Origin of the sequence: Cellulomonas sp. Leaf334, from assembly GCF_001424195.1 — a bacterium.
Taxonomy (GTDB): Bacteria; Actinomycetota; Actinomycetes; order Actinomycetales; family Cellulomonadaceae; genus Cellulomonas.
In genome coordinates this window covers 183,938-210,226 of the sequence record NZ_LMOO01000001.1, presented here as the reverse complement: position 1 = coordinate 210,226, position 26,289 = coordinate 183,938, and the positions used below count along the sequence as shown (strand labels likewise).

Genomic DNA, 26,289 nt, shown 5'->3' with positions numbered 1-26,289 from the left:
GCGTCAGTCGGTCGGCTCGGCCACCGGCTCGTCGGCCACGACAGCCGTCAGCGCGCGCCGCTGGTCGTGCCGCACCTTCACGATGCTCGCGATCGCGGTCACCCCGAGGATCAGGACGATCGCGCTCAGCGACAGCCAGATCGGGATCTCGGGGGCCCACGCGACCGGCTCTCCCCCGTTGATGAACGGCACCTCGTTCTCGTGCAGCGCGTGCAGCACCAGCTTGACGCCGATGAACCCGAGCAGGACCGCGAGCCCGATGTTCAGGTACACCAGGCGCTTGAGCAGGTCACCCAGCAGGAAGTACAGCTGGCGCAGACCCATGAGTGCGAACAGGTTGGCCATGAGCACCAGGTACGGCTCGCTGGTGAGCCCGAAGATCGCCGGGATCGAGTCGAACGCGAACAGCAGGTCCGTCGCACCGAGGGCGACCAGGACCACGAACATCGGGGTGATCAGCCGGCGGCCGCCCTCGACGACCGTGAGCTTCACGCCGTGGTACTGCTGCGTCGCGGGGAACCACCGTTGCACCAGGCGCAGGATCAGCGGCGGGTGGAACTCGTCGTCCTCGCCCGCCTCGCCCTCCCGACCGACCTTCCACGCCGTCCAGACCAGGAACGCCCCGAACAGGTAGAACACCCAGCTGAACGCGTCGATGACCGCGGCACCCGCCCAGATGAAGAGACCGCGGAACACCAGGGCCAGGATGATCCCGACCAGCAATGCCGTCTGCTGGTACGCCTTCGGGACCGCGAACTTGCCCATGATCAGCAGGAACACGAACAGGTTGTCGACCGACAGCGAGTACTCCGTCAGCCAGCCGGCGTAGAACTGACCCGCGAACTCGGCACCCGACGTCGCCCACACCCCGATCCCGAAGAGGACCGCGAGGCTGATGTAGAAGGCCAGGTACCGGACGCACTCCGCCGTGGACGGCACGTGCGGACGGCGGGCGACGACGGCGACGTCGACCACGAGCAGCGCGCCGGCCAGGCCGAGCGAGACCATCCAGACCAGGGGGTCGACATTCACCGGGGTGTCCTCAGTTCTCGTTCGACGACGGGGCGACCTCGTCGCGCGTCTTGTCGTGGCGGGTCTTCAGGAGGCTGGCCACCGTCGCCACGGCGAGGGTGCCGAGGATGACGGTGAGCGACAGCCAGATGGGGATCTCGGGGGCCCACTCGACGGGCTCCCCGTTGTTGATGAAGGGCAGCTCGTTCACGTGCAGGGCGTGCAGCACGAGCTTGACGCCGATGAAGCCGAGGATGACGGCCAGACCCTGCGACAGGTAGATCAGCCGCTCCAGCAGACCACCGATGAGGAAGTACAGCTGACGCAGGCCCAGCAGGGCGAACGCGTTCGCGGTGAAGACGATGTACGGCTCCTCGGTCAGGCCGTAGATGGCCGGGATCGAGTCGAGCGCGAACAGGATGTCGGTCGACCCGATCGCGACCATCACCACGAGCATCGGCGTGAGGAACCGCTTGCCGTCGATCTTCACCGTGAGGCGGTCGCCGTGGTACTCGTCCGTCGTCGGCAGCAGCCGCTTGAGCATGCGGACCGCGATGCCGTCGGGCCGCTCCTCGGTGTCGAGGTGCTCGGGGTCGTGGTGCTCGCGTGCGAGCTTGACCGCCGTGTAGACCAGGAAGAGCCCGAAGATGTAGAAGACCCACGAGAACTGCTCGATGGCCGCGGCACCCGCCAGGATGAACACGGTCCGCAGGATCAGCGCGATGACCACACCCACCAGCAGCACCTTCTGCTGGTACTCACGCGGCACCGCGAACTTCGTCATGATGATGAGGAAGACGAAGAGGTTGTCGACCGAGAGGCTCTTCTCCGTGACGTACCCGGCGAAGTACTCGGTGCCCGGGCCCCAGCCCCACGCCATGCCCACCACCACGCCGAAGATCAGCGCGAGGGCGATGTAGAAGATCGACCAGCGCGCCGACTCCTGGAACGTCGGGGCGTGCGGCGTGCGCACGTGCGCGAAGAAGTCGAAGAAGATCAGACCGACGACGAAGACCGCCGTCGCAGCCCAGACCAGGCCGGACACGTCCATGCAGAAACCTCCGGTACGAGATGTGCTTCGGTACCGAAGGTCTCCCCCGCCCGCGCGGCGTGCCGCTGCGGACCGATCCCACCGGGCACCGCGCTAGCGGGTCCGTGATGACGACAGGATCGTGACTGGGGTACTCCCCTTCAACGCGCGCAAGCATAAGCCACGCATGTGTCCACCTCGTGTCGTGTCCACGATGCCGACGCCTCAGGCGGTCGCGGCCTGCATCTGCCGCAGCTCCTTCTTCATCCCCGAGATCTCGTCGCGCAGCCGTGCGGCGAGCTCGAACTGGAGCTCGCCCGCCGCCGCGTGCATCTGGTCCGACAGCTGCTGGATGAGGTCCGCCAGCTCCCCCGCGGCGGCACCCGTGAGCCGCGTCCGCTCGTCGCGGGGGGCACCCTTCTTCGAGCCGAACCCGGGTACAGGCGCCTTCCCGCGACTGGACTGCCGTCCGGCGCCGCCGAGCAGCTCGGCGGTGTCCGCGTCCTCGCGGGCCAGCAGGTCGGTGATGTCACCGATCTTCTTGCGCAGCGGGGTGGGGTCGATGCCGTTCTCGAGGTTGTAGGCGACCTGCTTCTCGCGGCGGCGTGCGGTCTCGTCGATGGCCTGAGCCATGCCGTCGGTGATCCGGTCCGCGTACATGTGCACCTGGCCGGAGACGTTGCGGGCGGCGCGGCCGATCGTCTGGATGAGCGAGCGCCCCGAGCGCAGGAACCCTTCCTTGTCGGCGTCGAGGATGGCGACGAGCGACACCTCCGGCAGGTCGAGCCCTTCGCGCAGCAGGTTGATGCCGACGAGCACGTCGTACTCGCCCATCCGCAGCTCGCGCAGGAGCTCGACGCGGCGCAGCGTGTCCACCTCGGAGTGCAGGTAGCGGACCCGGACGCCCTTCTCCAGGAAGTAGTCCGTCAGGTCCTCGGCCATCTTCTTGGTGAGCGTGGTGACCAGGACGCGCTCGTCCTTCTCGACGCGGTCGTGGATCTCCCCCAGCAGGTCGTCGATCTGGCCGGTCGTCGGCTTGACGACGACCTCGGGGTCCACCAGACCCGTCGGGCGGATGATCTGCTCGACCACCCCGTCGGAGATGGACAGCTCGTAGTTGCCGGGCGTCGCCGACAGGTAGACCGTCTGGCCGATCCGCTCGACGAACTCCTCCCAGCGCAGCGGGCGGTTGTCGGTCGCGCTCGGCAGGCGGAAGCCGTGGTCGACCAGCGCCCGCTTGCGCGACATGTCGCCCTCGAACATGGCGCCGATCTGGGGGACGGTCACGTGCGACTCGTCGATGACCAGCAGGAAGTCCTCGGGGAAGTAGTCGATCAGGGTGTTGGGTGCGGTGCCGGCGCTGCGTCCGTCGATGTGCCGCGAGTAGTTCTCGATGCCGGAGCACGAGCCGATCTGCCGCATCATCTCGATGTCGTACGTGGTGCGCATGCGCAGGCGCTGCGCCTCGAGCAGCTTGTTCTGCCGCTCCAGCTCCGCCAGCCGGTCCTCCAGCTCCAGCTCGATCCCCATGATCGCGCGCTCCATGCGCTCCGGACCGGCGACGTAGTGCGTGGCCGGGAAGATGTGCATCTGCTGCTCGGAGTGGACGACGTCACCCGTGAGGGGGTGCAGCGTGGCGATCGCCTCGATCTCGTCGCCGAAGAACTCGATCCGGATGGCCAGCTCCTCGTACACCGGGATGATCTCGACCGTGTCCCCGCGCACGCGGAAGGTGCCGCGCGTGAACGCCATGTCGTTGCGGGTGTACTGCATGGTGACGAACTTGCGCAGCAGCTGGTCACGGTCCACCTGGTCGCCCACAGACAGCGTCACCATGCGGTCGACGTACTCCTGCGGGGTGCCCAGACCGTAGATGCAGCTGACGGACGCGACGACGATCACGTCGCGTCGGGTGAGCAGCGAGCTGGTGGCCGAGTGCCGCAGCCGCTCGACCTCGTCGTTGATCGAGGAGTCCTTCTCGATGTAGGTGTCCGTCTGCGCGATGTACGCCTCAGGCTGGTAGTAGTCGTAGTAGGAGACGAAGTACTCGACGGCGTTGTTGGGCAGCAGCTCCCGGAACTCCGTGGCCAGCTGCGCGGCGAGCGTCTTGTTGGGCGCCATCACGAGCGTCGGCCGCTGCACCTGCTCGATGAGCCACGCCGTCGTCGCGGACTTGCCCGTCCCGGTCGCACCGAGCAGGACGACGTCCTTCTCCCCCGCCTGGATCCGCGCCGTCAGCTCCTTGATCGCCTTCGGCTGGTCCCCCGACGGCGTGTACTCGGAGATCACCTCGAAGGGCGCGACGGTCCGCTGGAGATCGGTGACTGGACGCATGCCACAACCGTACGTGGCACCACCGACACGTGCGGGTCAGGCGAGAGTGCCCGCGGACTCCCGCACGTCGACGGTGGTCACCAGCGCGGCACGCAGGACGGCCTCCAGGGCCGTGGCAGCGTCGTCGACCTCCATCGCCGGTGCGCCCACGCCCACCTGAGCCGGCGTGCGCGGCACGTGGACGAACCCGCTGCGGACCTCCGGACGTGATGCCAGCAGGTGCTGGAGCGCGTAGAACGTGGCGTTGCAGACGTACAGACCGGCCGTGTTCGACACCTCGACCGGCACGCCTGCGTCGCGCACGGCGGCGGCGCACGCCTTGACGGGGAGGGTCGAGAAGAACGCGGCCGGGGCACCTGCGATCACCGGGACGTCGACCGGTGCCGACCCGTCGACGTCGGGGATCCGCGCGTCGATCACGTTGACGGCCACGCGCTCCACAGCGACCGCGGAGGTCTGGTCCGCCTCGCCGACGCACACCACCAGATCGGGCTCCACCTCGCCGACCGCCACCCGCAGCTGCTGACGTGCGCCCCGGAACGACACCGGGAGCTCCCGCACGACGAGCTCATCCGGACCGGTCCACCGTGCGGCGAGCTCGCGCACCGCGAGCGACGACGCGTTGACGGTCTGACCGTCGAAGGGTCCGAAGCCCGTCACCAGGACCCGCGTCACGGGGTCTCCGCGGCGAGCTCGTCGGCACGCTCGACCGCGAGGCGGTCCCAGAGGTCGTCCACCTGGGCGCGCAGGTCGTCGTCGCTGCCGGCTCCGTCGAGCACGACGTCGGCGACCGCGAGCCGCTCGTCGTCGCTCGCCTGCGCGGACACCCGCGCCTCCGCCTCTGGCCGGTCCATGCCCCGCAGGCGCACCAGGCGCTCGACGCGCAGGACCGCAGGAGTGTGCACGACCACGAGGACGTGGAACGCGTCGGCCTGTCCGGTCTCGACCAGCAGCGGGATGTCGTGCACGACCACGGCGCCGTGGTCGGTCGTCGCGGACGCGGCCTCGCGCTCGGCGGACAGGCGGCGCACGATCGGGTGCACGATCCCGTCGAGCCGGGCACGCGCCGCGTCGTCGGCGAACACGATGGAGGCGAGGGCCGCACGGTCCAGCGACCCGTCCCCGGCGAGCACCCCGGAACCGAACTCCTCGACCACGGCGTCCAGCCCGACGGACCCGGGAGCCACGGCCTCGCGCGCCAGGACGTCCGAGTCGATCACCACCGCCCCGAGCTCCGCCAGTCGCCGTGCCGCGACGGACTTGCCGGCCGCGATCCCGCCTGTCAGACCGATGCGTTGCATCCGACCATCCTGCCCTGTCGCGCACCGCGGCGCAGAGGCCGGGAACGCCGAAGGCCGGCCACCGCGAGGGTGACCGGCCTTCGAGCGTCAGGCGTGGATCAGTTGCCCGTGAGCTTCTCGCGCAGAGCGGCGAGCGCCTCGTCGGACGCGAGCGTGCCCGCGGCCTCCTCGGTGGACGACGAGTACGACGACGGCACGGGGCCGGCCGACGAGCTCGACGACGAGGACGAAGCCGTGGCACCCTCGGCGGCGCCGCTGGCGGCCTCCGCGTCGGCCTTCGCGGCGTCGGAGACCTGCTTGCGGTGCGCCTCCCAGCGCTCGTGGGCCTGCGCGTACTGCGCCTCCCACACCTCGCGCTGAGCCTCGAAGCCCTCGAGCCACTCGTTCGTGGCCGGGTCGAAGCCCTCGGGGTACTTGTAGTTGCCGGCCTCGTCGTACTCCGCCGCCATGCCGTACAGCGCGGGGTCGAAGTCCTCGCTGGCCGGGTCGAAGCCCTCGTTCGCCTGCTTGAGCGACAGCGAGATGCGGCGACGCTCCAGGTCGATGTCGATGACCTTGACGAAGACGTCGTCGCCGACCTGGACGACCTGCTCCGGGATCTCGACGTGGCGCACGGCCAGCTCCGAGATGTGGACCAGGCCCTCGATGCCGTCCTCGACGCGCACGAACGCACCGAACGGAACCAGCTTGGTGACCTTGCCCGGGACGACCTGGCCGATGGCGTGCGTGCGGGCGAACGCCTGCCACGGGTCCTCCTGCGTCGCCTTCAGCGACAGGGAGACACGCTCGCGGTCGAAGTCGACGTCGAGAACCTCGACGGTGACCTCCTGGCCGACCTCGACGACCTCGGACGGGTGGTCGATGTGCTTCCAGGACAGCTCGGAGACGTGCACGAGCCCGTCCACGCCACCCAGGTCCACGAACGCACCGAAGTTGACGATCGAGGACACGACGCCGGGGCGGACCTGGCCCTTCTGCAGCGTCTGCAGGAAGGTGGAGCGCACCTCGGACTGCGTCTGCTCGAGCCAGGCACGGCGCGACAGGACCACGTTGTTGCGGTTCTTGTCGAGCTCGATGATCTTGGCCTCGATCTCCTTGCCGACGTACGGCTGGAGGTCGCGGACGCGACGCATCTCCACCAGCGACGCGGGCAGGAAGCCGCGCAGCCCGATGTCGAGGATGAGGCCGCCCTTGACGACCTCGATGACGGTGCCGGTGACGACGCCGTCCTCTTCCTTGATCTTCTCGATCGTGCCCCAGGCGCGCTCGTACTGTGCGCGCTTCTTGGACAGGATCAGCCGGCCTTCCTTGTCCTCCTTCTGGAGGACGAGGGCCTCGACTGCGTCGCCGACCTTGACAACCTCACCGGGGTCCACGTCGTGCTTGATGGACAGCTCACGGGAGGGGATGACGCCCTCGGTCTTGTAACCGATGTCGAGCAGGACCTCGTCGCGGTCGACCTTGACGATGGTGCCCTCGACGATGTCGCCATCGTTGAAGTACTTGATGGTGGCGTCGATCGCGGCGAGGAAGTCCTCGGCCGAGCCGATGTCGTTGATCGCGACCTGCGGGGTGGCGGGCTTCGCGGGGGTGGTGATGCTCATGTAGGGATGGGCTCCGTTGCGGACAGGGAAGTTGAAGGACTGAACGTGTGTGCCGGCGGCACATGACATGCGTGTGGTGACCGCGATCTGATGGGACGTCCCCGACCCTCCGGGGAAGGTCCTCGACGAGTGCGAGACACGAGTACGAGACAGGACACGCCGACGCAACAAGGCGCGCGGCACCGCCGTCTACCCTATCGGGGCGACGATGGGCAGGTCAAAGCCGGTCGGGCTGTCGGTCAGGCAAGAGCACGCGCCACGGAGAGCAGCTCGTCCGGCACGTACTTCACCTTCCCCGCCACCTCGCTGAGCGGCACCATCTCGACACGCTCGCCACGCAGCGCCGTCATGACGTTCGACTGCCCCCCGCTCGCGGCGTCGATCGCCGCCACCCCGAACCGCGACCCGAGGATCCGGTCGACGTGCGTCGGGATGCCGCCGCGCTGGACGTGCCCGAGGACGACCACCCGGGTGTCGAAGCCCGTCCGCTTCTCGACCTCTGCCTTGAGCCGCTCGCCGATGGCGCCGGCGACGATGTCCCCGAACTTCCCCACCGGCGTCTCGTAGTGCATCGACGTCCCCTCGGCGGGGATCGCACCCTCGGCGACGACGATGATCGAGAAGCTGGCGTGCGCGCGGTGGCGGTGCTTGAGGAACCGCTCGATCTTGTCGATGTCGAACGGTGCCTCGGGGACGAGGACGAGCTCGGCTCCCCCGGCGATGCCGGACGTCGCGGCGATCCAGCCCGCGTGCCGGCCCATCACCTCGACGATCATCACGCGGTTGTGGCTCTCCGCCGTGGTGTGGATGCGGTCGATGGCCTCCGTCGCGATGGCGACGGCGGTGTCGAACCCGATGGACTGGTCGGTGCCCCAGACGTCGTTGTCGATCGTCTTGGGGATCGCCACGATCCGGACGCCCGCCTCGGCGACCTTGCTCGCGGCGTGCAGCGTGCCGTCGCCGCCGATGCAGATGAGCGCCTCGATGCGCTCGGACTCCAGCGTGGACAGCACGGCGTCGAGGCCGCCGTCGTCCGCGTGCGGGTGGTACCGCGCGGTGCCGAGGAGCGTGCCGCCGACCGCGAGCTGGTTGCGGATGTGCTGGCGGGTGAGCGGGAGGCTGAACCCGTCGACCACCCCGCGCCACCCGTTCCGGAACCCGATGATCGTGTGCCCGTACTCACCCTCACCGCGCTTGACGACGGCGCGGATCGCGGCGTTCAGACCGGGGACGTCGCCGCCGCCCGTGAGCAGACCGACTCGCACGCTGGCACTCCTTGATCGCTCTGACAGGGGATCGGAGCGCGTCGTCGGGCTGCCGTCGTCCCAGCGTATCGGCGCGCACGGCCCGCGGAAGGGACACTGGTCCTGTGTCTGACGATCCCCTGGCCGAGGCCGGCTACCTGGACGTGCCGGCGTCGGCCGGCGGATCGGCGAGCCGTGGGTGGTGGGACGCCAACGCGGACGAGTACCTCGACGAGCACGGCACGTTCCTGGGGCCCGCGGACTTCTGCTGGTGCCCGGAGGGTCTGCGCGAGAAGGACGCCCGCCTGCTCGGCGACGTGGCAGGCCGCCGCGTCCTCGAGGTCGGCGCCGGGGCGGCACAGTGCGCGCGCTGGCTCGTGGGCGAGGGTGTGGACGTCGTGGCGACGGACGTGTCCGGCGGCATGCTCGCGGCCGGCGCCCGCTACGACGCCGCCGTGGGACACAAGACACCGCTGGTCCAGGCGGACGCCCGCGTGCTGCCCTTCGCCGACGACACGTTCGACGTCGCCTTCACGGCGTTCGGCGCGCTCCCGTTCGTCCCGGACGCGGACCGGGTGCACGCGGAGGTCGCCCGGGTCCTGCGTCCCGGCGGCAGGTGGGTGTTCGCCGTGACGCATCCCGTGCGCTGGGCCTTCCCCGACGATCCCGGCGAGGCCGGCCTGACCGCGACGCGGTCGTACTTCGACCGCACGCCCTACGCCGAGCTCGGCGAGTCAGGGGCCGTGCTGTACGCCGAGTACCACCGGACGCTGGGCGACCACGTCGGCGAGCTGGTCGCGGCCGGCTTCGTCCTCGACCGGCTCGTCGAGCCCGAGTGGCCCACCGGGCACGACCGGACCTGGGGCGGGTGGGGACCCGTGCGGGGTGCCCGCCTGCCGGGGACGGCGATCTTCCTGACGCACCTCGGGCGGCCACCCGGCTGAGTGGCCGCCCGAGATCAGGGCGTCAGTGCGCGACCGTCGCCTTCTCGGAGCCGGCACCGGTCAGCGACCGGACCTCCATCTCCGCGTACTTCTCGGGGCTGCTCCCGTCCTTGCTGAGGAACGTGCCCAGGATCCCGAGGAGGAACGCGAGCGGGATCGAGATGAGCCCGGGGTTCTCCAACGGGATCACGCTGAAGTCGACGTTCGTGTTCTTGATCATCGACAGGCTGGCTCCCGTCACCGGGTCGACCTTGCCCGAGACCACCGGCGAGAGCGTGATGAGCACCAGGCAGGAGATCAGTCCGCCGTACATGCTCCACAGCGCACCCGAGGTGTTGAACCTCTTCCAGAACAGCGAGTAGAGGATCGTCGGCAGGTTGGCGCTCGCGGCGACCGCGAAGGCCAGCGCGACGAGGAACGCCACGTTCTGCCCGTTGGCGAAGATGCCGCCGATGATCGCCAGGATCCCGATGACCACCACCGTGATCCGCGCGACGCGCACCTCGCCGTCAGGCTTGACCTCGCCGTGCTTGATCACCGACGCGTAGATGTCGTGCGCGAACGACGCCGCCGCCGTGATGGTCAGACCGGCGACCACGGCGAGGATCGTCGCGAACGCGACCGCCGAGATGAGGCCGAGCAGGATCGTGCCGCCCAGCTCGAAGGCGAGCAGCGGGGCCGCGGAGTTGACGCCGCCGGGTGCCGCCTTGATGGCCTCCGGACCGACCAGCGCCGCTGCGCCGTACCCGAGCACGAGCGTGAACAGGTAGAAGATCCCGATCAGCCAGATCGCCCAGACGACCGAGCGACGCGCTTCCTTGGCGGTCGGGACCGTGTAGAAGCGCATGAGCACGTGCGGCAGACCGGCGGTGCCGAGGACCAGCGCGAGGGCGAGCGAGAGGAAGTTGAGCTGGCTCATCGCGCTGACGCCGTACTGCTTGCCGGGCTCGATGACCGCCTCGCCGCCCTCACCCGCCATGTCGATGGCGCCCTGCAGGAGGTCGGAGAAGTTGAAGCCGAACTGGGCCAGCACCCAGATCGTCATCACGGCTGCTCCGGCGATCAGCAGCACCGCCTTGATGATCTGGACCCAGGTGGTGCCCTTCATGCCGCCCACCAGGACGTACAGGATCATCAGCGCGCCGACGACGGCGATGACGAGGCCCTGCGCCGCGGCACCGTCGACGCCGAGCAGGAGGGCCACGAGACCACCGGCGCCCGCCATCTGGGCGAGCAGGTAGAAGAACACGACCGTGAGGGTCGCCAGCGCCGCGGCCATGCGCACGGGGCGCTGCTTCAGCCGGAACGACAGGACGTCGGCCATGGTGAAGCGGCCGGTGTTGCGCAGCAGCTCGGCCACCAGCAGGAGGGCCACGAGCCACGCGACCAGGAAGCCGATGGAGTACAGGAAGCCGTCGTACCCGTTGATCGCGATCGCGCCGCAGATACCGAGGAACGATGCCGCCGACAGGTAGTCGCCCGCGATCGCGGTGCCGTTCTGGGGGCCGGTGAACGAGCGCCCGGCCGCGTAGTAGTCCGCGGCCGTCTTGTTGTTCCGGGAGGCCCGGAACACGATGACGAGGGTGATGGCGACGAAGCCGCCGAAGATGGCGATGTTGACCCACGGGTTGCCGATGTCCTCGGACTCGGCAGCGCGGAGCAGGACCGGCAGCGCGGCGGTCATGCGCGACCACCGTCCAGCGGGTCGCCGTTCTCGATGTGCAGACGCAGCTGCTCCGCCACCGGGTCCTGCCGGTTGTTGGCCCAGCGCGCGTAGATCATCGTGATCGCGAACGTGCTGACGAACTGGCCCAGCCCGAGCAGCAGCCCGACGTTGATGTTGCCCCAGACCTTGGTGGACATGAAGTCGTGGGCGTAGTCGGCGAGCAGGACGTACAGGAAGTACCAGGCCAGGAAGAAGGCCGTCATGGGGAAGACGAAGCGACGGAACCGGCGCTTGAGCGCCTTGAACTCCTCGCTGTTCTGCACTCGTTGGTAGTCGGTCTCAGGTTCTCCGAAGGTGTCGGTCACAAGCGCCTCCCGGGTGGGATGTCAGCGGCTCCGTCGCCACTGTGTGCCCGACACTGTGGCCTAGATCACCCCAAAGCGCACCCGATACTTACGACGAACTGGCCGATACCCAGGCAATTCGCGCGATCGAGCGACACCGGTCAGTGCCCGGCGTCGTGCCAGGAGCCTCCGGCGCCGACCGTCACGTCGAGCGGCACGTCGAGCGGACCGTCCGCCGCCGCGTCCCCCGCCGCCCCCATCTGCTCGCGCACGAGCGCCTCCAGCTCGTCCCGCTCCCCGGGCGCCACCTCGAGCACGAGCTCGTCGTGCACCTGCAGGAGCACGCGCGAGCCGAGCCCTCGGCGCGTGAGCTCGCGGTCCACGCCGAGCATCGCGACCTTGATCAGGTCCGCGGCACTGCCCTGGATCGGTGCGTTCAAGGCCATCCGCTCGGCCATCTCGCGGCGCTGGCGGTTGTCGCTGGTCAGGTCCGGCAGGTACCGGCGACGGCCCAGGATCGTCGCGGTGTAGCCGGTCTGCCGGGCGACGTCGACCACGCCCGTGAGGTAGTCGCGCACCCCGCCGAACCGCGAGAAGTAGTCCTGCATCAGCACGGCCGCCTCGGACACCTCGATCGAGAGCTGCTGCGAGAGGCCGAACGGCGACAGCCCGTAGGCCAGGCCGTAGCTCATCGCCTTGATCTTGGACCTCATGGCCGGCGTCACCTCGTCCGTCGGCACGCCGAAGACACGGGAACCCACGTAGCTGTGCAGGTCCTCCCCCGAGCGGAACGCCTCGATCAGGCCCTCGTCGCCCGACAGGTGCGCCATGATCCGCATCTCGATCTGCGAGTAGTCGGCCGTCAGCAGCGTCTCGTAGCCGTCGCCGACCACGAACGCGCGGCGGATCTGCCGGCCGGCCTCGGTGCGGATCGGGATGTTCTGCAGGTTCGGGTCCGCCGACGAGAGCCGACCGGTCGCCGCGATCGTCTGCTGGAAGGTCGTGTGGATGCGGCCGTCCGGCGCGATCGACCGGAGCAGGCCCTCGACCGTCTGGCGCAGGCGGATGGCGTCACGGTGCGCGAGCAGGTGCTCGAGGAACGGGTGCTGCGTGCGCGCGAACAGGTCGGTGAGAGCCGCCGCGTCGGTGGTCCAGCCCGTCTTGATCTTCTTCGTCTTCGGCATGCCCAGCTGGTCGAACAGGACCTCCTGGAGCTGCTTGGGCGAGCCGAGGTTCACCTCCCGCCCGATCACGGCGTACGCCTCGGCGGCGGCGTTCTGCACCTGGCCGTCGAACGACTTCTCCAGGCTCGACAGGTAGCCCGAGTCGATCGCGATACCCGTGCGCTCCATGCGGGCCAGCACGTCGACCAGCGGGAGCTCCAGGTTCTCGAGCAGACCCGTGGCGCCGCGGTCGGACAGCTCGCCGCTGAGCACGTCCGCGAGGTCGCGCACGGCGGCGGCCCGGACGGCGGCGCGTCGGCCCTCGTCGGTGCCGTCGAGCTCGAGGTCCAGCGCGCCCTGGCCGCTGCTCGACACCTCGTCGGCACCCAGCTCCCGGTGCAGGTAGCCGATGGCGAGGTCCGTCAGGTCGTACGCGCGCCGGTCCGGCTGGCACAGGTACGCCGCGAGCTCGGTGTCGAGCACGACGCCGGCGATCGGCAGCCCGCGCCCGACCAGCGCGTGCCACGCCTCCTTCGCCGCGTGCACGATCTTGGGTGCGGCCGGGTCCGCGAGCCACGCCGCCAGCGCCGCCTCGTCCGCGGGCTGGATCTCGGCGAGGTCGAACGACGCCGCCTGGCCGTCGGGGTCCGCCAGGGCGATCCCCCACGCGTCGCCGCTCGCGGGCGCTCCCGAGCCACGCACGTCGACCCCCAGCGGACGCCCTGCGCGCTCCGACAGCCACCCGCCGAGCTCCCCGGCACCGAGCACCGTGTGGTCGATCTGCGCCGCCGCGACGGTCCCCGGCCCCTCGCCCTTCTCGTCGGGCAGCATCGCGAACAGCCGGTCCCGGATCGCGCGGAACTCCAGCTCCTCCAGGATCGCGTGCAGTGCCGGGCGGTCCCAGGGCCGCGCCGCGAGGTCCTCAGGGCCGAGCGGCAGCTCGAGGTCCGTCAGCAGCGCGTTGAGCTGCCGGTTGAGGCGCACCTGGTCGAGGTTGTCGCGCAACGACTCCCCCGCCTTGCCGGGGACCTGGTCCGCGGCGGCGAGGATCCCGTCGAGCCCGTCGAACTGCCCGATCCACTTGGCGGCCGTCTTCGGGCCGACCCCCGGGATGCCCGGCAGGTTGTCGCTGGACTCGCCGACGAGCGCCGCGAGGTCCGGGTAGCGGTGCGGCGGAACCCCGTACTTCGCCTCCACGGCGGCCGGCGTCATCCGTGCGAGCTCCGAGACGCCCTTGACGGGGTACAGGACCGTCACGTCGTCGTTGACCAGCTGGAGCGCGTCGCGGTCGCCCGTGCAGATGAGGACCTGCATGCCCTGCGCACGCGCCTGGACGGACAGCGTGGCCAGGATGTCGTCGGCCTCGAACTGCGCCTTGCTCAGCGACGGGATGTGCATGGTCTCCAGGACCCGCTCGATCACCGCCACCTGCCCCTTGAACGGAGCGGGCGTCGCGTCCCGGTTGCCCTTGTACGCCTCGTAGACCTCCGTGCGGAACGTGGTCCGGCCGGCGTCGAACGCGACGGCGACGTGCGTCGGCTCCTCGTCGCGGAGCAGGTTCGCGATCATCGAGAAGAACCCGAAGACGGCGTTCGTGGGCTCACCGGCGGACGTCGCGAACTTGTCCACCGGGAGCGCGAAGAACGCCCGGTAGGCCATCGAGTGGCCGTCGATCAGGAGAAGTCGGGCAGGCGTTCCGGGGGTGGCCGGCGGAACCGCTGGCAGTGCGTCGCTCACGGGTGCCAACCTATCTGCCATGTCCGACACGACTGCACCGGTCCCCCAGTACGCAGGCACCCTCATCGAGCGCATGGGCATCGAGGTGCTCGAGGCCTCCGCACAGCGCGTCGTCGGCACGATGCCCGTGGCCGGGAACACCCAGCCCTACGGCCTCCTGCACGGCGGCGCGTCGGCCGTCCTGGCCGAGACGCTGGGCTCGATCGCCGCGATGGCTCATGCCGGGGAGGGCCGCGCCGCGGTCGGGATCGAGCTCAACGCGACGCACCACCGGGCCGCCCGCTCCGGGATCGTCACCGGCACTGCGACCGCGCTGCACCTCGGCGGGCGCCTGGCGAGCTACCAGGTGGTGGTGGAGGACGAGGACGGCCGACCGCTCTGCACGGCGCGGCTGACCTGCATGGTGATCGACGCCCGACCCTGATCCGCTCCGGACGCCCGCGCGGGTGTCGCGGGCTCGTCGACGACGGGCTGGCGCGCAGCGCGAGCCTGCCGCCGCCGGGCGATCAGGTCCTCGAGCCCGCGCGGACCCGAACGACGCACCGATCCCGGGGCACCGGAGTGGCCGTGCTCGTGCGTGAGCTTGCGCTGCAGCGCCGCCGTGGTCACGACGCGGTGGGATGCCGCGGGGGCGAAGCCCAGCCGCGCGAGGAATCGCTGCATCCCCCGGGCACCCGGCAGGGGCGAGGAGTACATCTCGGTCGCGCCGGCCTCGTCGGCCACCGTCGTCGCGCCGACGAGAAGCGCGTGACCGAGACCGCGGCGGCGGGCTGCCGGCAGCACGTACACGGCCTCGATGTCGAGGCTGACCAGGTCGGTGAAGGGTCCGGGGCCGACCACCCGGGCCAGCAGCAGACCCGACGGCTCGTCGTCGAGCAGGGCCACCAGCACACGTCCGCCCCGGACGGCCAGGAGCGCTCCCAGCTGGTCGCGGAGCCGGTCGGCGTCGTCGGTGCACAGCTGAGCACCGACGGCAGCCTCTCGCCGCGCAGCGAGGCAGAGCGCGACGAGGCTCTCCATGTCGCCCGGCAGGGCTTCGCGGACCTGCACTCCGAGTCGCACGGCAGCGGTACCTCCAGACGGGACGAGGGGGATCCGGTCAGGATGACGTCACCTCGCCGAGGATGTCGCCGTCCTCGATCATGGACCAGCCTGCTCTGTGGTGCTAGTCCTGAGCCATCCCTCATCCGAATGACGGGCCCTCAATCTGGACGAACGACCAGTAAACTCCGACACGCGGGTCTCTCGCGCCTCCGTGCCTCGCGTTCACGAAATGAACGCGACACAATCCCTGCCTATCGTCCTGCCACCCGGCAGACGTCGAACGTGTGCGGCAACGACGCCGCTGCGCACGACACCGCCACACCCGAACAGACGGACGGAGGTCCCAGGTGCGATCAGCCGTCCTGGACCCCGGCGGCACCACCACGCCGCCACTTGCCCGACGCATCGCTGCCCTGCTCCTGCTCGCCCTGACGTCCGTGACCCTGCTGCTCGTCGCCACCCCTGCGCGCGCGCAGGGTCCCGTCGCGTCGGCCACCGCGGCGTGCGTCGCGGACGCCGCGACCGGCTGCATCGTGGGCACGCTGCGCACCGCCGCCGGAGAACCCGTGGTCGGCGCCGTCGTGAACGTCACCGGACCGACGGGCGAGCTCACCGCGACGAGCGACGCGACCGGCCGCTGGTCGGTCGCCGTCACGGAGGCGGGTGAGTACGAGGTCACGCTCGACGTCGCCACGATCCCTGCAGGCGAGACGCTGCGCGACCCCGGGAACAACCCGCGCACCGTCGCGGTCGGCCTGGGAGCGTCGCAAGCCGCGCTCTTCCCGCTCGGCGCTCCCGCCGGTGGCGGCGGCGGTGACACCGACGACGAGCCCAGCGACTCGCCCACGACCGACACGGAGGGCGGCGCAGCCGTCCCCGAGACCCCCGGGTCCACCGGTTCGGGCGTGACCGCCGCGCGCGTCGCCCAGCTCACGGTGAACGGCCTGGTGTTCGGCACGCTCCTCGCTCTCGCGAGCGTCGGGCTCTCGCTGATCTACGGCACGACCGGCCTGAGCAACTTCGCGCACGGCGAGCAGGTGTCCCTCGGCGGCATCCTCGCCTACGTCGGCACGCAGGTCGTCGGGCTGCCGCTGATCCCGTCGGCGATCATCGCGGTCGCGCTCGGCGCGGCCACCGGGTGGTTGCAGGACGCGGGGCTGTGGAAGCCGCTGCGGCGACGCGGTGTCGGGATGATCCAGCAGATGATCGTCACGATCGGTCTGTCGATGGCCATCTCGTACGTGTTCCAGTTCTTCTTCGGCGCCGGACCGCTGCGCATCGTCACGGACACCCCGACCTCGGTCTCCATCGGCCCGGTCCGGATCACGACGACCACGCTGTGGTCCCTGGCGATCGCCGCCATCGTGCTCGGCGGGGTCGCGTTCTTCCTGCTCGGGACCCGGGCCGGACGCGCGACGAGGGCGGTCGCGGACAACCCCGCGCTGGCCGCTGCGTCGGGGATCTCGGTGAACGGCATGATCCGGATCGTCTGGACGCTCGGGGCCGGGCTGGCCGCGCTCGGCGGTGTCCTCATCGGCCTCTACTTCGGCGCCACGTCCTGGTACTCGGGAGGTGCGCTCCTGCTGCTGATGTTCGCGGCCGTGACGCTCGGTGGCCTCGGTGCCGCGTTCGGGGCGCTCGCCGGCTCGATCGTCATCGGCCTCGTGGTCGAGCTGTCGAGCCTCTGGATCCCGACGGACATGCGGTACGCGTCCGCGCTGGTGATCCTCATCCTCGTCCTGCTGGTACGACCGCAGGGCATCCTCGGCCGAGCGACGCGCGTCGGATAACGGAGACCACTCATGGACTGGACACGCATCCTCACCAACGTCGCCGGCGAGTTCTTCGCCCCGACGACCGCCGCCTACGCGCTCGCCGCGATCGGGCTCAACATCCACTTCGGGCTCACGGGCCTGCTCAACATGGGCCAGGCCGGCTTCATGCTGCTCGGCGCCTACGGCTTCGCCATCGCGACGATCGCCGGCTGGCCCCTGTGGGCCGCGGTGCTCATCGCCATCGCGGCGGCGACCATCTTCGCGCTCATCCTCGGCATCCCGACGCTGAAGCTGCGCGGGGACTACCTGGCCATCGTCACGATCGCCGCCGCCGAGATCGTCCGCCTCGTCGGCCGGTCGACGGCCCTGACCGAGCTCACGGGCGCCTCCAGCGGCCTGCGGGGCAACCAGTACAAGGACACGTTCCAGGACGCCTCACCGTTCGACGACGGCACCTGGGCGCTAGGACCGTTCGAGTACGCCGTGAACGCGTCGAACAGCTGGTGGATCCGGATCGTCGGCTGGCTCGTCGTCGCACTCGCCTGCCTGCTCGTCTGGCTCCTCATCCGCAGTCCGTGGGGCCGGGTGCTCAAGGGGATCCGCGAGGACGAGGACGCCGTGCGTTCGCTGGGCAAGAACGTCTACAGCTACAAGATGCAGGCGCTCGTGCTCGGTGGCGTGATCGGGTCCCTCGCCGGGATCCTCTACGTGCTGCCACGAGCGGTCCAACCCGACTCCATGGGCAGATCCATGACGTTCTTCATCTGGACGATCCTGCTGCTCGGTGGGGCGGCGACCGTGTTCGGTCCGGTGCTCGGCTCGATCATCTTCTGGGCCGTGCTCGCCGTCGTGAAGCTCACGCTGCGCGACGTCGTGCCGACGACCATCCTGCGGAGCGAGCAGATCGAGCAGTTCGGCTGGATCATCGTGGGAGTCGCCCTGATGGTGCTGATCATCTTCCGACCACAAGGCATCCTCGGCGACAAGAAGGAGCTGGCGATCAATGCCCACTGAGCCCTCGCCCGCCGCCACCGACGCCCGCGCCGCCGTCGCGGCAGCGCTCCGCGACGTCCCGCACGTCCCCGGAGCGCCCAAGCCGGACCCGGTCCTCATCGCCGACGACGTCCGCCGGATGTTCGGTGGTGTCAACGCCGTCGACGTCGACCACGTCGAGGTGCAACGCGGTGCCATCACCGCCCTCATCGGACCGAACGGGGCGGGCAAGACGACGTTCTTCAACCTGCTGACGGGGTTCGACAAGCCCAACAGCGGGAAGTGGACGTTCGACGGCCGCTCCCTCGGCGGTGTCGCCGCCGCCCGGGTCGCCCGCGCGGGGATGGTCCGCACGTTCCAGCTGACCAAGGCGCTGAACCGCATGACCGTCATGGAGAACATGCGGCTCGGCGCGACCGCCCAGCCCGGCGAGAACCTCTTCGCCGCGCTCGTGCCCGCGGTGTGGCGTCCGCGGGAGAAGGCGATCACCGAGCAGGCCGAGGAGCTCCTCGCGCGCTTCAAGCTCGACACCAAGCGCGACGACTTCGCCGGCAGCCTGTCCGGTGGTCAGCGCAAGCTGCTCGAGATGGCCCGCGCACTCATGGCGAAGCCGCAGATGATCATGCTCGACGAGCCGATGGCCGGGGTGAACCCCGCGCTGACGCAGTCGCTCCTCGGGCACATCCAGGCGTTGCGCGACGACGGCACGACCGTGCTGTTCGTCGAGCACGACATGCACATGGTCCGGCACATCTCCGACTGGGTGATCGTCATGACGGAGGGCCGGATCGTGGCCGAGGGGCCGCCCGACTCGGTGATGAACAACCCGGCGGTGATCGACGCGTACCTGGGTGCGCACCACGACACCGACCTGGGCGACGACGCACTGCTGGACGACGCCGTGCTCGAGCAGCTGCGCACCGAGGACGAGGAGGCCCGATGAGCGACGAGGCGATGGAGGCGGTCACCCGCGACGACCACGGCACGCCGGCGTCGACGACAGGGTCGACGTCCGTCTCGGTCGGCGACCGCGCCGGTCTGCACCGCGGGGCACCCGAGGGCGAGCCGCTCCTGGCGGCCACCGACCTCGTGGCCGGGTACCTGCCCGGGGTGAACATCCTCAACGGGTGCGACCTCGTCCTGCACCCCGGTGAGCTGATCGGGATCATCGGCCCGAACGGCGCCGGCAAGTCGACGCTGCTCAAGGCCCTGTTCGGCCTGGTCAACGTCCGCTCCGGCTCGGTGACGCTGGCGGGCGAGGAGATCACCAACCTGCGTGCCGACCACCTGGTGCAGCGCGGGGTCGGGTTCGTCCCGCAGAACAACAACGTGTTCCCCACGCTGACCATCGAGGAGAACCTGCAGATGGGCGCGTTCCAGGCACCGCGGAAGTTCGCGGAGCGCTTCGCGTTCGTCGCCGACCTGTTCCCGACCCTCGCGGAACGTCGCCGCCAGCGCGCCGGCTCGCTGTCCGGTGGTGAGCGTCAGATGGTCGCGATGGCCCGGGCGCTCATGATGGAGCCGTCCGTGCTCCTGCTGGACGAGCCCTCCGCGGGCCTGTCACCGGTGAAGCAGGACGAGACGTTCCTGCGGACGCGCAAGATCAACAAGGCCGGCGTGTCCGTCGTGATCGTCGAGCAGAACGCCCGCCGCGCGCTGCAGATCTGCGACCGCGGCTACGTGCTCGACCAGGGCCGCAACGCCTACTCGGGCCCGGGCCGGCAGCTGATGCACGACCCCAAGGTGATCGAGCTCTACCTGGGCACGCTCGCGACGGACGTGGAAGCGGCGAGCCACCCTCCGCTGCTCCCGCCCACCTCGACGTCCTAGTCGCCGTCGGACCCGGTCGGTGCTGTGGCCCGGCCGGGTTCGACGTCGACGTCGGCCGGGCGCGCGGCGTCGGTGATGCCCAGCTCGTCCGCCAGGTAGAGGAACGCCTTGGCGTACGGGTGCCCCTGCACGTCACGACGGATCACCTCCCAGTCGATCTGCTCGCGCAGCGCGCGCACGATCGCCAGGAGGCGCCCGAAGTCGCAGGCGTGCTCCCCCAGGACCCGCATCTTCGCCGAGACGATGTCGGTCGCGGCCAGGACCGGCATGCGCACGGCGAGGACCTCGAGCTCGTCGGCGCGGGCGAGGAGCTCCTCGGTCACGGGCTCCCCCACCATGCGGAACAGCACGTCGACCAGCTGGCCGTGATGGAACGCCTTGAACAGCCAGTTCTCGGCCGGCTGCTCCACGTCGAGCCCCGCGGCGGCGATGGCCTCCTTGGCCCGGTCCACGTCCTTCTCGGTCACCGCGAAGTCGGCGTCGTGGCTGGGTTCCGGTGCACCGCGCGCCCACGACGCGTAGCCGCCGACGAGGGCGAACGGGATCTCCGCCTTCATCAGGGCGACCGCCGTCAGGCGGAGCCCGTTCTGGAGCGCGGTGCGGTCGTCGGGAGGATCGGCGAGGGCGCCCTGCTGCGTCATGGGTCCAGTGTCTACACGCCGACGGGCGCGCTCGCAGGTCGGCAGGAACAATCGACGGGATGCGCCTCGCCACCTTCAACATCCTGCACGCGCGCTCGCTCGGCGACGGACAGGTCGACCTCGACCGGTTCGCGGCCGCGGTCCGCGACCTCGACGCCGACGTGCTCGCTCTGCAGGAGGTCGACCGCGACCAGCCCCGGTCGCACGGCGCCGACCTGACCGTCCTGGCGGCCGAGGCGATGGGTGCTCCGGAGCACAGGTTCGCGGCTGTCCTGCACGGCGAGCCCGGGCTCTGGACGGCCGCCACGGGCGACCACCAGCCGGCGACGGCGTCCTACGGCATCGCCCTCCTGAGCCGTCACCCGGTGCGCGAGTGGCGGGTCCTCAAGCTGCCCGTGCTGCGCCGACGGGCGCCCGTGCTGTGGCCCGGCAACCGCTGGCCGGCCCTGGTCAGCGACGAGCCCCGCGCGGCCCTCGCAGCTGTCATCCAGGCGCCCGAGGGTGAGCTGACCGTGGTGGCGACGCACCTGACGTTCATCCCGGGGTGGAGCACCCGCCAGCTGCGCACCCTCGTGTCGTACGTCTCGGGACTCCCCCGGCCGCTGGTCCTCATGGGTGACCTCAACATCGGCGGCGACCGCCCGGCCCGCGTGTCCGGCATGCGCCCGCTCGCGACGGCTGCCACGTTCCCCGTGTCGCACCCGCTGCGGCAGCTGGACCACATCCTCGCGGACGGCCCTGTGGAGGCTGTGGGGGCCGGTCGCGCCGTCGACACGGGCCTGTCCGACCACCGGGCGCTCGTCGTCGACGTCACGTACTGAGCGGGTACGCCGAAGGCCGGCGCGGAATCCTCCGCGCCGGCCTCCGGTCCGTCGTTCAGGCGGGGTCAGCCGACCTCGCCGAACTCCGACTTCGTGAACGTGTACTTGTTGTCGGCACCGAACGTGTAGACGCCGATGTACGCGTTCGACGGGTCGTTGTCCGCGTTGAACGGACCGACACCCGACTGGGCCTCGTAGTCGATGTCCTCGCCGGCGTCGAGCAGCTCGACGCACTCCTCGAACGTGGCGCACTTCTCGCCGCCGTCGGCACCGGAGACCGCAGCCATGTTGGCCTGGATGGTCTCGCCGTCCGTGGCTCCACCCTTCACGGCCGCGAGGGCCGCGAGGATCGTCGCGTCGTAGGACTCCGGCGCGTACGAGAAGTCCGTCAGACCGTCGTTCACCTCGAGGAGGCGGGCCTGGAACTCGTCGCTCGGGAAGGCGCCCGGCAGCGTGCCCTGCGCGCCCTCGAGCAGTCCCGCCTGGAACTCCTCACCGAACTGCGTGAGGTTGCCGTCGACGAAGTAGACCTTCGACATGTCGTACCCCTGAGCGGCGAGCTCGGAGACGATCAGCGGCGTCTGCGTGGTGAACGCGATGATCGCGATCGCGTCGGGGCTCGTGGCGAGCGCACCGCTGACGATCGTGTTGAAGTTCGTCTCGTTCGGGTCGAACTCCTGACCGGCGGTGCCGTAGGAGAGCGTGCCACCCTGGTCGGTGACGACCTGCTCGACGACGTTGCGCAGCGATGTGCCGTAGTCGTCGTTGAAGACGATGACGCCCGGGTTCACCGCGCCGTCACCGAGGATGAGGTTGGCGAGCGCCGCACCCTGGACCGTGTCCGGCGGAGCGGTCCGGAAGTAGAAGTCGCTGTAGCCCGAGAGGTCCGTCGCGGTGTTGGCCGGCGAGATCTGGACGATGTTCGCGCCCGTGATGTCGTCGATCACGTTGCGGGTCACCGAGGACGACGCCGCACCGATGATGACCGAGACGTCCTGGCTGATGAGGTCCTGCACCGACTGGGTGGCGACCTCAGCGTGCTCGGCGTCCGAGGAGTCCGTGTGCTCGACCTGGACATCCTGGCCGAGGACACCGCCCGCGGCGTTGATGTCCTGGACCGCAAGGTCCACGCCCGCGATCTCGGGCGGGCCGAGCTGGGCGAGCGAACCGGTCTGCGGGAGGAGCGTGCCGATGATCAGCGGGCTGCCCGAGTCGGCGCTGGCGCCGTCTGTCGCGTCGTCGCCGCTGTCGCCGGAGCTGCAGGCGGCGAGAACCAGCGCTGCTGCGCCGGCCAGGGCCGCGGCCCGAACTGCGTGTGTCGAACGAATCATGCGTGGTACCCCTCTGTGAAGTACTTCGATCCGCGGAGCCCGGTAGGGATCCTGCAGGTGTGGCGCGAAAGTACTCATTGTTTGTGTCCGCGATGTGAATCGACATGTCTCAGGGCGTGTTGTTGCCGAGTTGTGACCAACCAGTAACCCCCGAACTGGACGCTTGACCGACAAAACGAGGGTCCGGACACGACGAAGGCCGGCCCGCTGTACAGCTGGCCGGCCTCGTCAGGTGCGCGTCAGGACGACGCGCCTCCGACCTGCTCGATGACCGCGTCGGCCACCTCACGCATGGTCAGACGGCGGTCCATCGACGTCTTCTGGATCCAGCGGAACGACTCCGGCTCGGTCAGGCCCATCTTGGTCATGAGCAGGCCCTTGGCCCGGTCCACGCGCTTGCGCGTCTCGAAACGCTCCGCCAGGTCCGCGACCTCGGACTCCAGCGCGCTGATCTGCGCGTACCGCGAGATCGCGATCTCCACGGCGGGCAGCAGGTCCGCCGGGCTGAACGGCTTGATCACGTACGCCATCGCTCCGGCGTCGCGCGCACGCTCGACGAGCTCCTTCTGGGAGAACGCCGTCAGCAGGACCACCGGCGCCAGGTGCAGCTTGCCGATGCGCTCGGCCGCCGAGATGCCATCGAGGACGGGCATCTTCACGTCCATCACCACGACGTCCGGCTTCAGCTCCGTGACCAGCTGCACGGCCTGCTCGCCGTCGCCGGCCTCGCCGACCACGTCGAAACCCGCATCACGCAGCGTCTCGACGACGTCCATGCGGATCAGCGCCTCGTCCTCGGCGACGACAGCACGCCGTGGCGCTCGCGCCGGGGCGGGGGTCGTCGGCTCGCCCGTCGGAGCCGGAGTGCTCAGGTCGAGGGCGTCAGGTGCCGCCTCGGTGGGTTCGGGGGTCGCGTCGGTGCTCACGTGCACAGAGTAGTGGGCGGGGTCGCTCGCTTCGCGGTGGTTGCCCTGTGAGGCAGCCCACGCGGGCGTTTCTGGACGTAGCCTCGAGGGAACCGGACACGTCCGAGGAGGCCCAGCGATGCGCAGCCACCGATCCGCCCGAGCGGCCCTCGCCGCCCTGCTCCTGCTCGCCATCTCCGTCCCCGCAGCGAGCGCGCACGACACACCTACGCAGTACCTGCTCGACCCGACAGGCACCACCGCCGCCGCGGCGATCTTCCCCGAAGGCATCACCGCTCGCGGAGACACGTTCTACGTCGGCAGCACCACCGACGGGACCGTCTACCGCGGCGACCTCCGCTCCCCCACCGCGACCCCCTTCCTGCCCGGAGGCGCCGACGGCCGCACGTCCGCCGTCGGGATGAAGGTCGACGGACGCACCCTGTTCGTCGCCGGTGGGGCCACCGGCCGCGTCTTCGCCTACGACGTGCGCACCCGCGAGCTCACCGGCACCTGGCAGGTCGAGCAGACCGGTGCGCCGACCTTCCTCAACGACATCGCCATCAGCCCGCGGGGCGACGTCTACGTGACCGACTCCCTCCGCCCGACGCTCTACCGGATCGACCGTGCCGACCGCCGTACGCCGTCCGTCGAGACCCTGCCGACCTTCCTCGACTTCACGGGGACCGCCCTGACCTACGCCCCCGGGTTCAACGTCAACGGCATCGTGATCTCGCAGGACGGCCGGTACGCCGTCGTCGCGCAGTCGAACACGGCGACGCTGTACCGCGTGGGGCTGCGCGACCGGAGCGTCATACCCGTCGACGGCGTCACCGTCGCCGGCGACGGGCTCGTCCTGGCCGGGCGCACCCTGTATGCCGTCGAACGCCAAGGCGACGTCGGGTACATCGTGACCATCGCGCTCGACCGGCACCTCACCGCCGGCACCGTCCTCTCCCGCACCACCGACCCCGGCTTCGACGACCCGACCACCGCCGCCCTCGTCGGGCGCTCGCTGCTCGTCGTGAACAGCCAGTTCGGGGAACGCGCCGCCGGCGAGGCGCCCGGACCGTTCACCGTGAGCCGCGTCCGCGCACCGAGGTGACCGGCCGGTCGGGCTATCCTGCTGCACGGCCCCGATAGCCCAACCGGCAGAGGCGTTCGGCTCAAACCCGATCCAGTGTGGGTTCGAATCCCACTCGGGGCACCTGTGACCTGCTAGAACGTGATCACCTGCACGTGCGTGCCATCAGAGGTCGGCCGTTCGGTCACGGCGCGACTGAGAGGCCCCTGCCGCGGCCGCTCAGAGCCGTGGGGGTGCCGTGGTCCCGCGGACGATCAGCTGCGTGGGCAGCGTGAGGTGGGGCGACGGGACGCTGTCCTCGTGGACGACCTGCCGGACGAGGTTCCCGGCCGCCCTCCCCTGGTCGACGACGGGCTGGTGAACGGTCGTGAGGTCGAGCATCTCCGAGACCGCGTGGTCGTCGATGCCGACGACGGACACGGCGTCCGGAACCGGGACTGCGGCGCGCCGGAGCGTGCGCAGCGCGCCGAAGGCCATCTCGTCGGAGAACGCGACGACCGCGGTCGGCGGCTGCGGAAGGTCGAGGAGGCGACTCATGCCCTCCGCGCCACCCGTGCTCCCCCACGGCTCGAGAAGCATGAGTGCGGGATCGACGGAGAGACCCGCCTCCTCCAGCGCGCTGCGGAATCCGCGGACGCGCGCGCCGGGCGCCGCGTACTCGAGCGTCCAGTGGCCCTTCGCGTTGATCATCGCGATCCGCTCGTGCCCGGCGTGGACGAGGTGCGCGGCGGCCTGACGTCCGGCCGCCTCGTCGTCGATGCGGACGTGCGGGTGCTCCCCCAGGACCCCGCCCGCCATGACGACGGGCACGCCCATGAGGTCCAGCCGGCGACGCTCGTCGTCGCTGATCGGCAGCGCGATGAGCACGAGCGCGTCCACCTGCCGGCGTGCGGGGAGGTCGTCGAAGAAGCGCCGCCGCTCGCGCTCCTCCTGGACCTCGTAGAGCAGCACGTCGAGGTCCGAGTCGTGCAGGGCCGTGACGATGCCGTCGAGCATGGACGCGTAGAACCAGTGCGCGACGTCCGGTGTGACGACGGCGATCCGTCCGTTCGAGCCGCGCGCGAGGCGCGCCGCGTCGGGCGAGACCGTGTACGACAGGTCCTGCGCCAGGGTCCTGATCCGCTCCCGCGTCGCGTCGGACACCCCTGTGGCACCGCTGAGGGCGCGGGAGACGGTGGCGATCGAGACGCCTGCGCGCTCGGCGAGGTCCGCCATGTTGAGGGAGCCCTTGGGCGGCACAGCGCGACGATATACCCCAGCAACGACCGTGCCCTGCGCGCCGGGCGGCCACCGACGCGACGCCGTGCCGAGACGGGCTGCCGAAAGTGTTGACATCACCCGCTCGACGCGGCGAGTCTGAACGTAAGCGCTTACGTAGCCTCGGCTCCGCCCCACGGATCCGTCGTCACGCCAAAGCGGCCCCAGTGGAACAAGGGGAAGGATCGCGCGCAGCCCCCACGGCCGCGCGCCGGCGCAGCGCCGCGCCC

23 protein-coding genes and 1 tRNA gene are annotated in these 26,289 nt (G+C 70.3%); 9 read left to right on the top strand and 15 right to left on the bottom strand.

Translation table 11 applies throughout. From position 1 onward, the window contains the following. Positions 1-3 precede the first annotated feature (3 nt). From ASF78_RS00980 to ASF78_RS00950, 7 genes are all read right to left on the bottom strand, one after another. On the bottom strand, positions 4-1,032 hold the full coding sequence (locus tag ASF78_RS00980; RefSeq protein WP_056583818.1) for a TerC/Alx family metal homeostasis membrane protein: 1,029 nt from the start codon (positions 1,030-1,032) through the stop codon (positions 4-6). Between the two features lie 10 nt (positions 1,033-1,042). Then, complete coding sequence (locus tag ASF78_RS00975; protein ID WP_056583815.1) at positions 1,043-2,062, bottom strand: TerC family protein; 1,020 nt, start codon at positions 2,060-2,062, stop codon at positions 1,043-1,045. A 204-nt stretch (positions 2,063-2,266) separates the two neighbouring features. Further along, positions 2,267-4,375 (bottom strand): excinuclease ABC subunit UvrB, encoded by a 2,109-nt coding sequence (uvrB, locus tag ASF78_RS00970; RefSeq protein ID WP_056583814.1) that lies wholly within the window; start codon positions 4,373-4,375, stop codon positions 2,267-2,269. A gap of 36 nt (positions 4,376-4,411) precedes the next feature. After that, the gene (gene pcp, locus ASF78_RS00965; RefSeq protein WP_056583813.1) at positions 4,412-5,050 is read right to left on the bottom strand and encodes a pyroglutamyl-peptidase I; all 639 of its coding nucleotides are present in this window, start codon (positions 5,048-5,050) and stop codon (positions 4,412-4,414) included. Further along, complete coding sequence (gene coaE, locus ASF78_RS00960) at positions 5,047-5,676, bottom strand: dephospho-CoA kinase (RefSeq protein ID WP_056583812.1); 630 nt, start codon at positions 5,674-5,676, stop codon at positions 5,047-5,049. The genes pcp and coaE overlap by 4 nt, the downstream gene beginning before the upstream one ends. Positions 5,677-5,774: 98 nt before the next feature. Then, on the bottom strand, positions 5,775-7,280 hold the full coding sequence (gene rpsA / locus ASF78_RS00955; protein ID WP_056583809.1) for a 30S ribosomal protein S1: 1,506 nt from the start codon (positions 7,278-7,280) through the stop codon (positions 5,775-5,777). A gap of 239 nt (positions 7,281-7,519) precedes the next feature. Then, entirely contained in the window at positions 7,520-8,545 is a 1,026-nt protein-coding gene (locus tag ASF78_RS00950) for a 6-phosphofructokinase (RefSeq protein WP_056583806.1), read from the bottom strand. A gap of 104 nt (positions 8,546-8,649) precedes the next feature. Between ASF78_RS00950 and ASF78_RS00945 the strand changes: the two genes are divergently transcribed. After that, positions 8,650-9,468, top strand: coding sequence for a class I SAM-dependent methyltransferase (locus tag ASF78_RS00945; protein WP_056583803.1), 819 nt, complete (start codon positions 8,650-8,652; stop codon positions 9,466-9,468). A 22-nt stretch (positions 9,469-9,490) separates the two neighbouring features. On the opposite strand, the gene ASF78_RS00940 is transcribed toward ASF78_RS00945, so the two are convergent. From ASF78_RS00940 to polA, 3 genes are all read right to left on the bottom strand, one after another. Then, positions 9,491-11,152: a cation acetate symporter gene (locus tag ASF78_RS00940; protein ID WP_056583802.1), complete on the bottom strand. Its 1,662-nt coding sequence runs from the start codon at positions 11,150-11,152 to the stop codon at positions 9,491-9,493. Beyond that, a complete protein-coding gene (locus tag ASF78_RS00935) occupies positions 11,149-11,499 on the bottom strand; it encodes a DUF485 domain-containing protein (RefSeq protein ID WP_082494738.1) in 351 nt (116 codons plus the stop codon). Before ASF78_RS00935 ends, ASF78_RS00940 begins: the two co-directional genes overlap by 4 nt. A 140-nt stretch (positions 11,500-11,639) precedes the next feature. Then, entirely contained in the window at positions 11,640-14,399 is a 2,760-nt protein-coding gene (polA, locus tag ASF78_RS00930) for a DNA polymerase I (protein ID WP_082494737.1), read from the bottom strand. Here polA and ASF78_RS00925 point away from each other — a divergent pair. Beyond that, positions 14,398-14,802 (top strand): PaaI family thioesterase, encoded by a 405-nt coding sequence (locus ASF78_RS00925; protein WP_056583799.1) that lies wholly within the window; start codon positions 14,398-14,400, stop codon positions 14,800-14,802. The genes polA and ASF78_RS00925 overlap by 2 nt on opposite strands. On the opposite strand, the gene ASF78_RS00920 is transcribed toward ASF78_RS00925, so the two are convergent. Further along, positions 14,718-15,440: a GNAT family N-acetyltransferase gene (locus ASF78_RS00920; RefSeq protein ID WP_235518329.1), complete on the bottom strand. Its 723-nt coding sequence runs from the start codon at positions 15,438-15,440 to the stop codon at positions 14,718-14,720. The genes ASF78_RS00925 and ASF78_RS00920 overlap by 85 nt on opposite strands. Before the next feature lie 329 nt (positions 15,441-15,769). On the opposite strand from ASF78_RS00920, the gene ASF78_RS00915 reads away from it, so the two are divergent. Genes ASF78_RS00915 through ASF78_RS00900 form a run of 4 tightly spaced genes read left to right on the top strand, consistent with a single transcriptional unit; the run spans position 15,770 to position 20,020 of the window. Then, positions 15,770-17,212 (top strand): branched-chain amino acid ABC transporter permease, encoded by a 1,443-nt coding sequence (locus ASF78_RS00915; protein ID WP_056583798.1) that lies wholly within the window; start codon positions 15,770-15,772, stop codon positions 17,210-17,212. Between the two features lie 12 nt (positions 17,213-17,224). After that, the gene (locus tag ASF78_RS00910) at positions 17,225-18,211 is read left to right on the top strand and encodes a branched-chain amino acid ABC transporter permease (protein ID WP_056583797.1); all 987 of its coding nucleotides are present in this window, start codon (positions 17,225-17,227) and stop codon (positions 18,209-18,211) included. Continuing rightward, the gene (locus ASF78_RS00905) at positions 18,201-19,133 is read left to right on the top strand and encodes an ABC transporter ATP-binding protein (protein WP_056583796.1); all 933 of its coding nucleotides are present in this window, start codon (positions 18,201-18,203) and stop codon (positions 19,131-19,133) included. The genes ASF78_RS00910 and ASF78_RS00905 overlap by 11 nt, the downstream gene beginning before the upstream one ends. Continuing rightward, positions 19,130-20,020 (top strand): ABC transporter ATP-binding protein, encoded by an 891-nt coding sequence (locus ASF78_RS00900; RefSeq protein ID WP_082494736.1) that lies wholly within the window; start codon positions 19,130-19,132, stop codon positions 20,018-20,020. The genes ASF78_RS00905 and ASF78_RS00900 overlap by 4 nt, the downstream gene beginning before the upstream one ends. Here ASF78_RS00900 and ASF78_RS00895 read toward each other — a convergent pair. Beyond that, complete coding sequence (locus tag ASF78_RS00895; protein ID WP_056583793.1) at positions 20,017-20,661, bottom strand: hypothetical protein; 645 nt, start codon at positions 20,659-20,661, stop codon at positions 20,017-20,019. The two genes, ASF78_RS00900 and ASF78_RS00895, sit on opposite strands and share 4 nt — an antisense overlap. A 59-nt stretch (positions 20,662-20,720) precedes the next feature. Between ASF78_RS00895 and ASF78_RS00890 the strand changes: the two genes are divergently transcribed. Then, a complete protein-coding gene (locus ASF78_RS00890; RefSeq protein WP_056583792.1) occupies positions 20,721-21,482 on the top strand; it encodes an endonuclease/exonuclease/phosphatase family protein in 762 nt (253 codons plus the stop codon). A 65-nt stretch (positions 21,483-21,547) separates the two neighbouring features. On the opposite strand, the gene ASF78_RS00885 is transcribed toward ASF78_RS00890, so the two are convergent. Both ASF78_RS00885 and ASF78_RS00880 read right to left on the bottom strand, forming a co-directional pair. Further along, complete coding sequence (locus tag ASF78_RS00885) at positions 21,548-22,813, bottom strand: ABC transporter substrate-binding protein (protein WP_056583791.1); 1,266 nt, start codon at positions 22,811-22,813, stop codon at positions 21,548-21,550. Between the two features lie 239 nt (positions 22,814-23,052). Continuing rightward, a complete protein-coding gene (locus tag ASF78_RS00880; RefSeq protein WP_056587864.1) occupies positions 23,053-23,739 on the bottom strand; it encodes an ANTAR domain-containing response regulator in 687 nt (228 codons plus the stop codon). Positions 23,740-23,857: 118 nt separating this feature from the next. On the opposite strand from ASF78_RS00880, the gene ASF78_RS00875 reads away from it, so the two are divergent. Further along, positions 23,858-24,823 (top strand): SMP-30/gluconolactonase/LRE family protein, encoded by a 966-nt coding sequence (locus ASF78_RS00875; protein ID WP_056583790.1) that lies wholly within the window; start codon positions 23,858-23,860, stop codon positions 24,821-24,823. A gap of 28 nt (positions 24,824-24,851) precedes the next feature. Continuing rightward, positions 24,852-24,925, top strand: a tRNA-Leu gene (locus tag ASF78_RS00870). A 96-nt stretch (positions 24,926-25,021) separates the two neighbouring features. On the opposite strand, the gene ASF78_RS00865 is transcribed toward ASF78_RS00870, so the two are convergent. After that, positions 25,022-26,041 carry a LacI family DNA-binding transcriptional regulator gene (locus ASF78_RS00865; protein ID WP_056583787.1) on the bottom strand — a complete coding sequence of 340 codons (1,020 nt, stop codon included), beginning with the start codon at positions 26,039-26,041 and terminating at the stop codon, positions 25,022-25,024. Positions 26,042-26,289 lie beyond the last annotated feature (248 nt).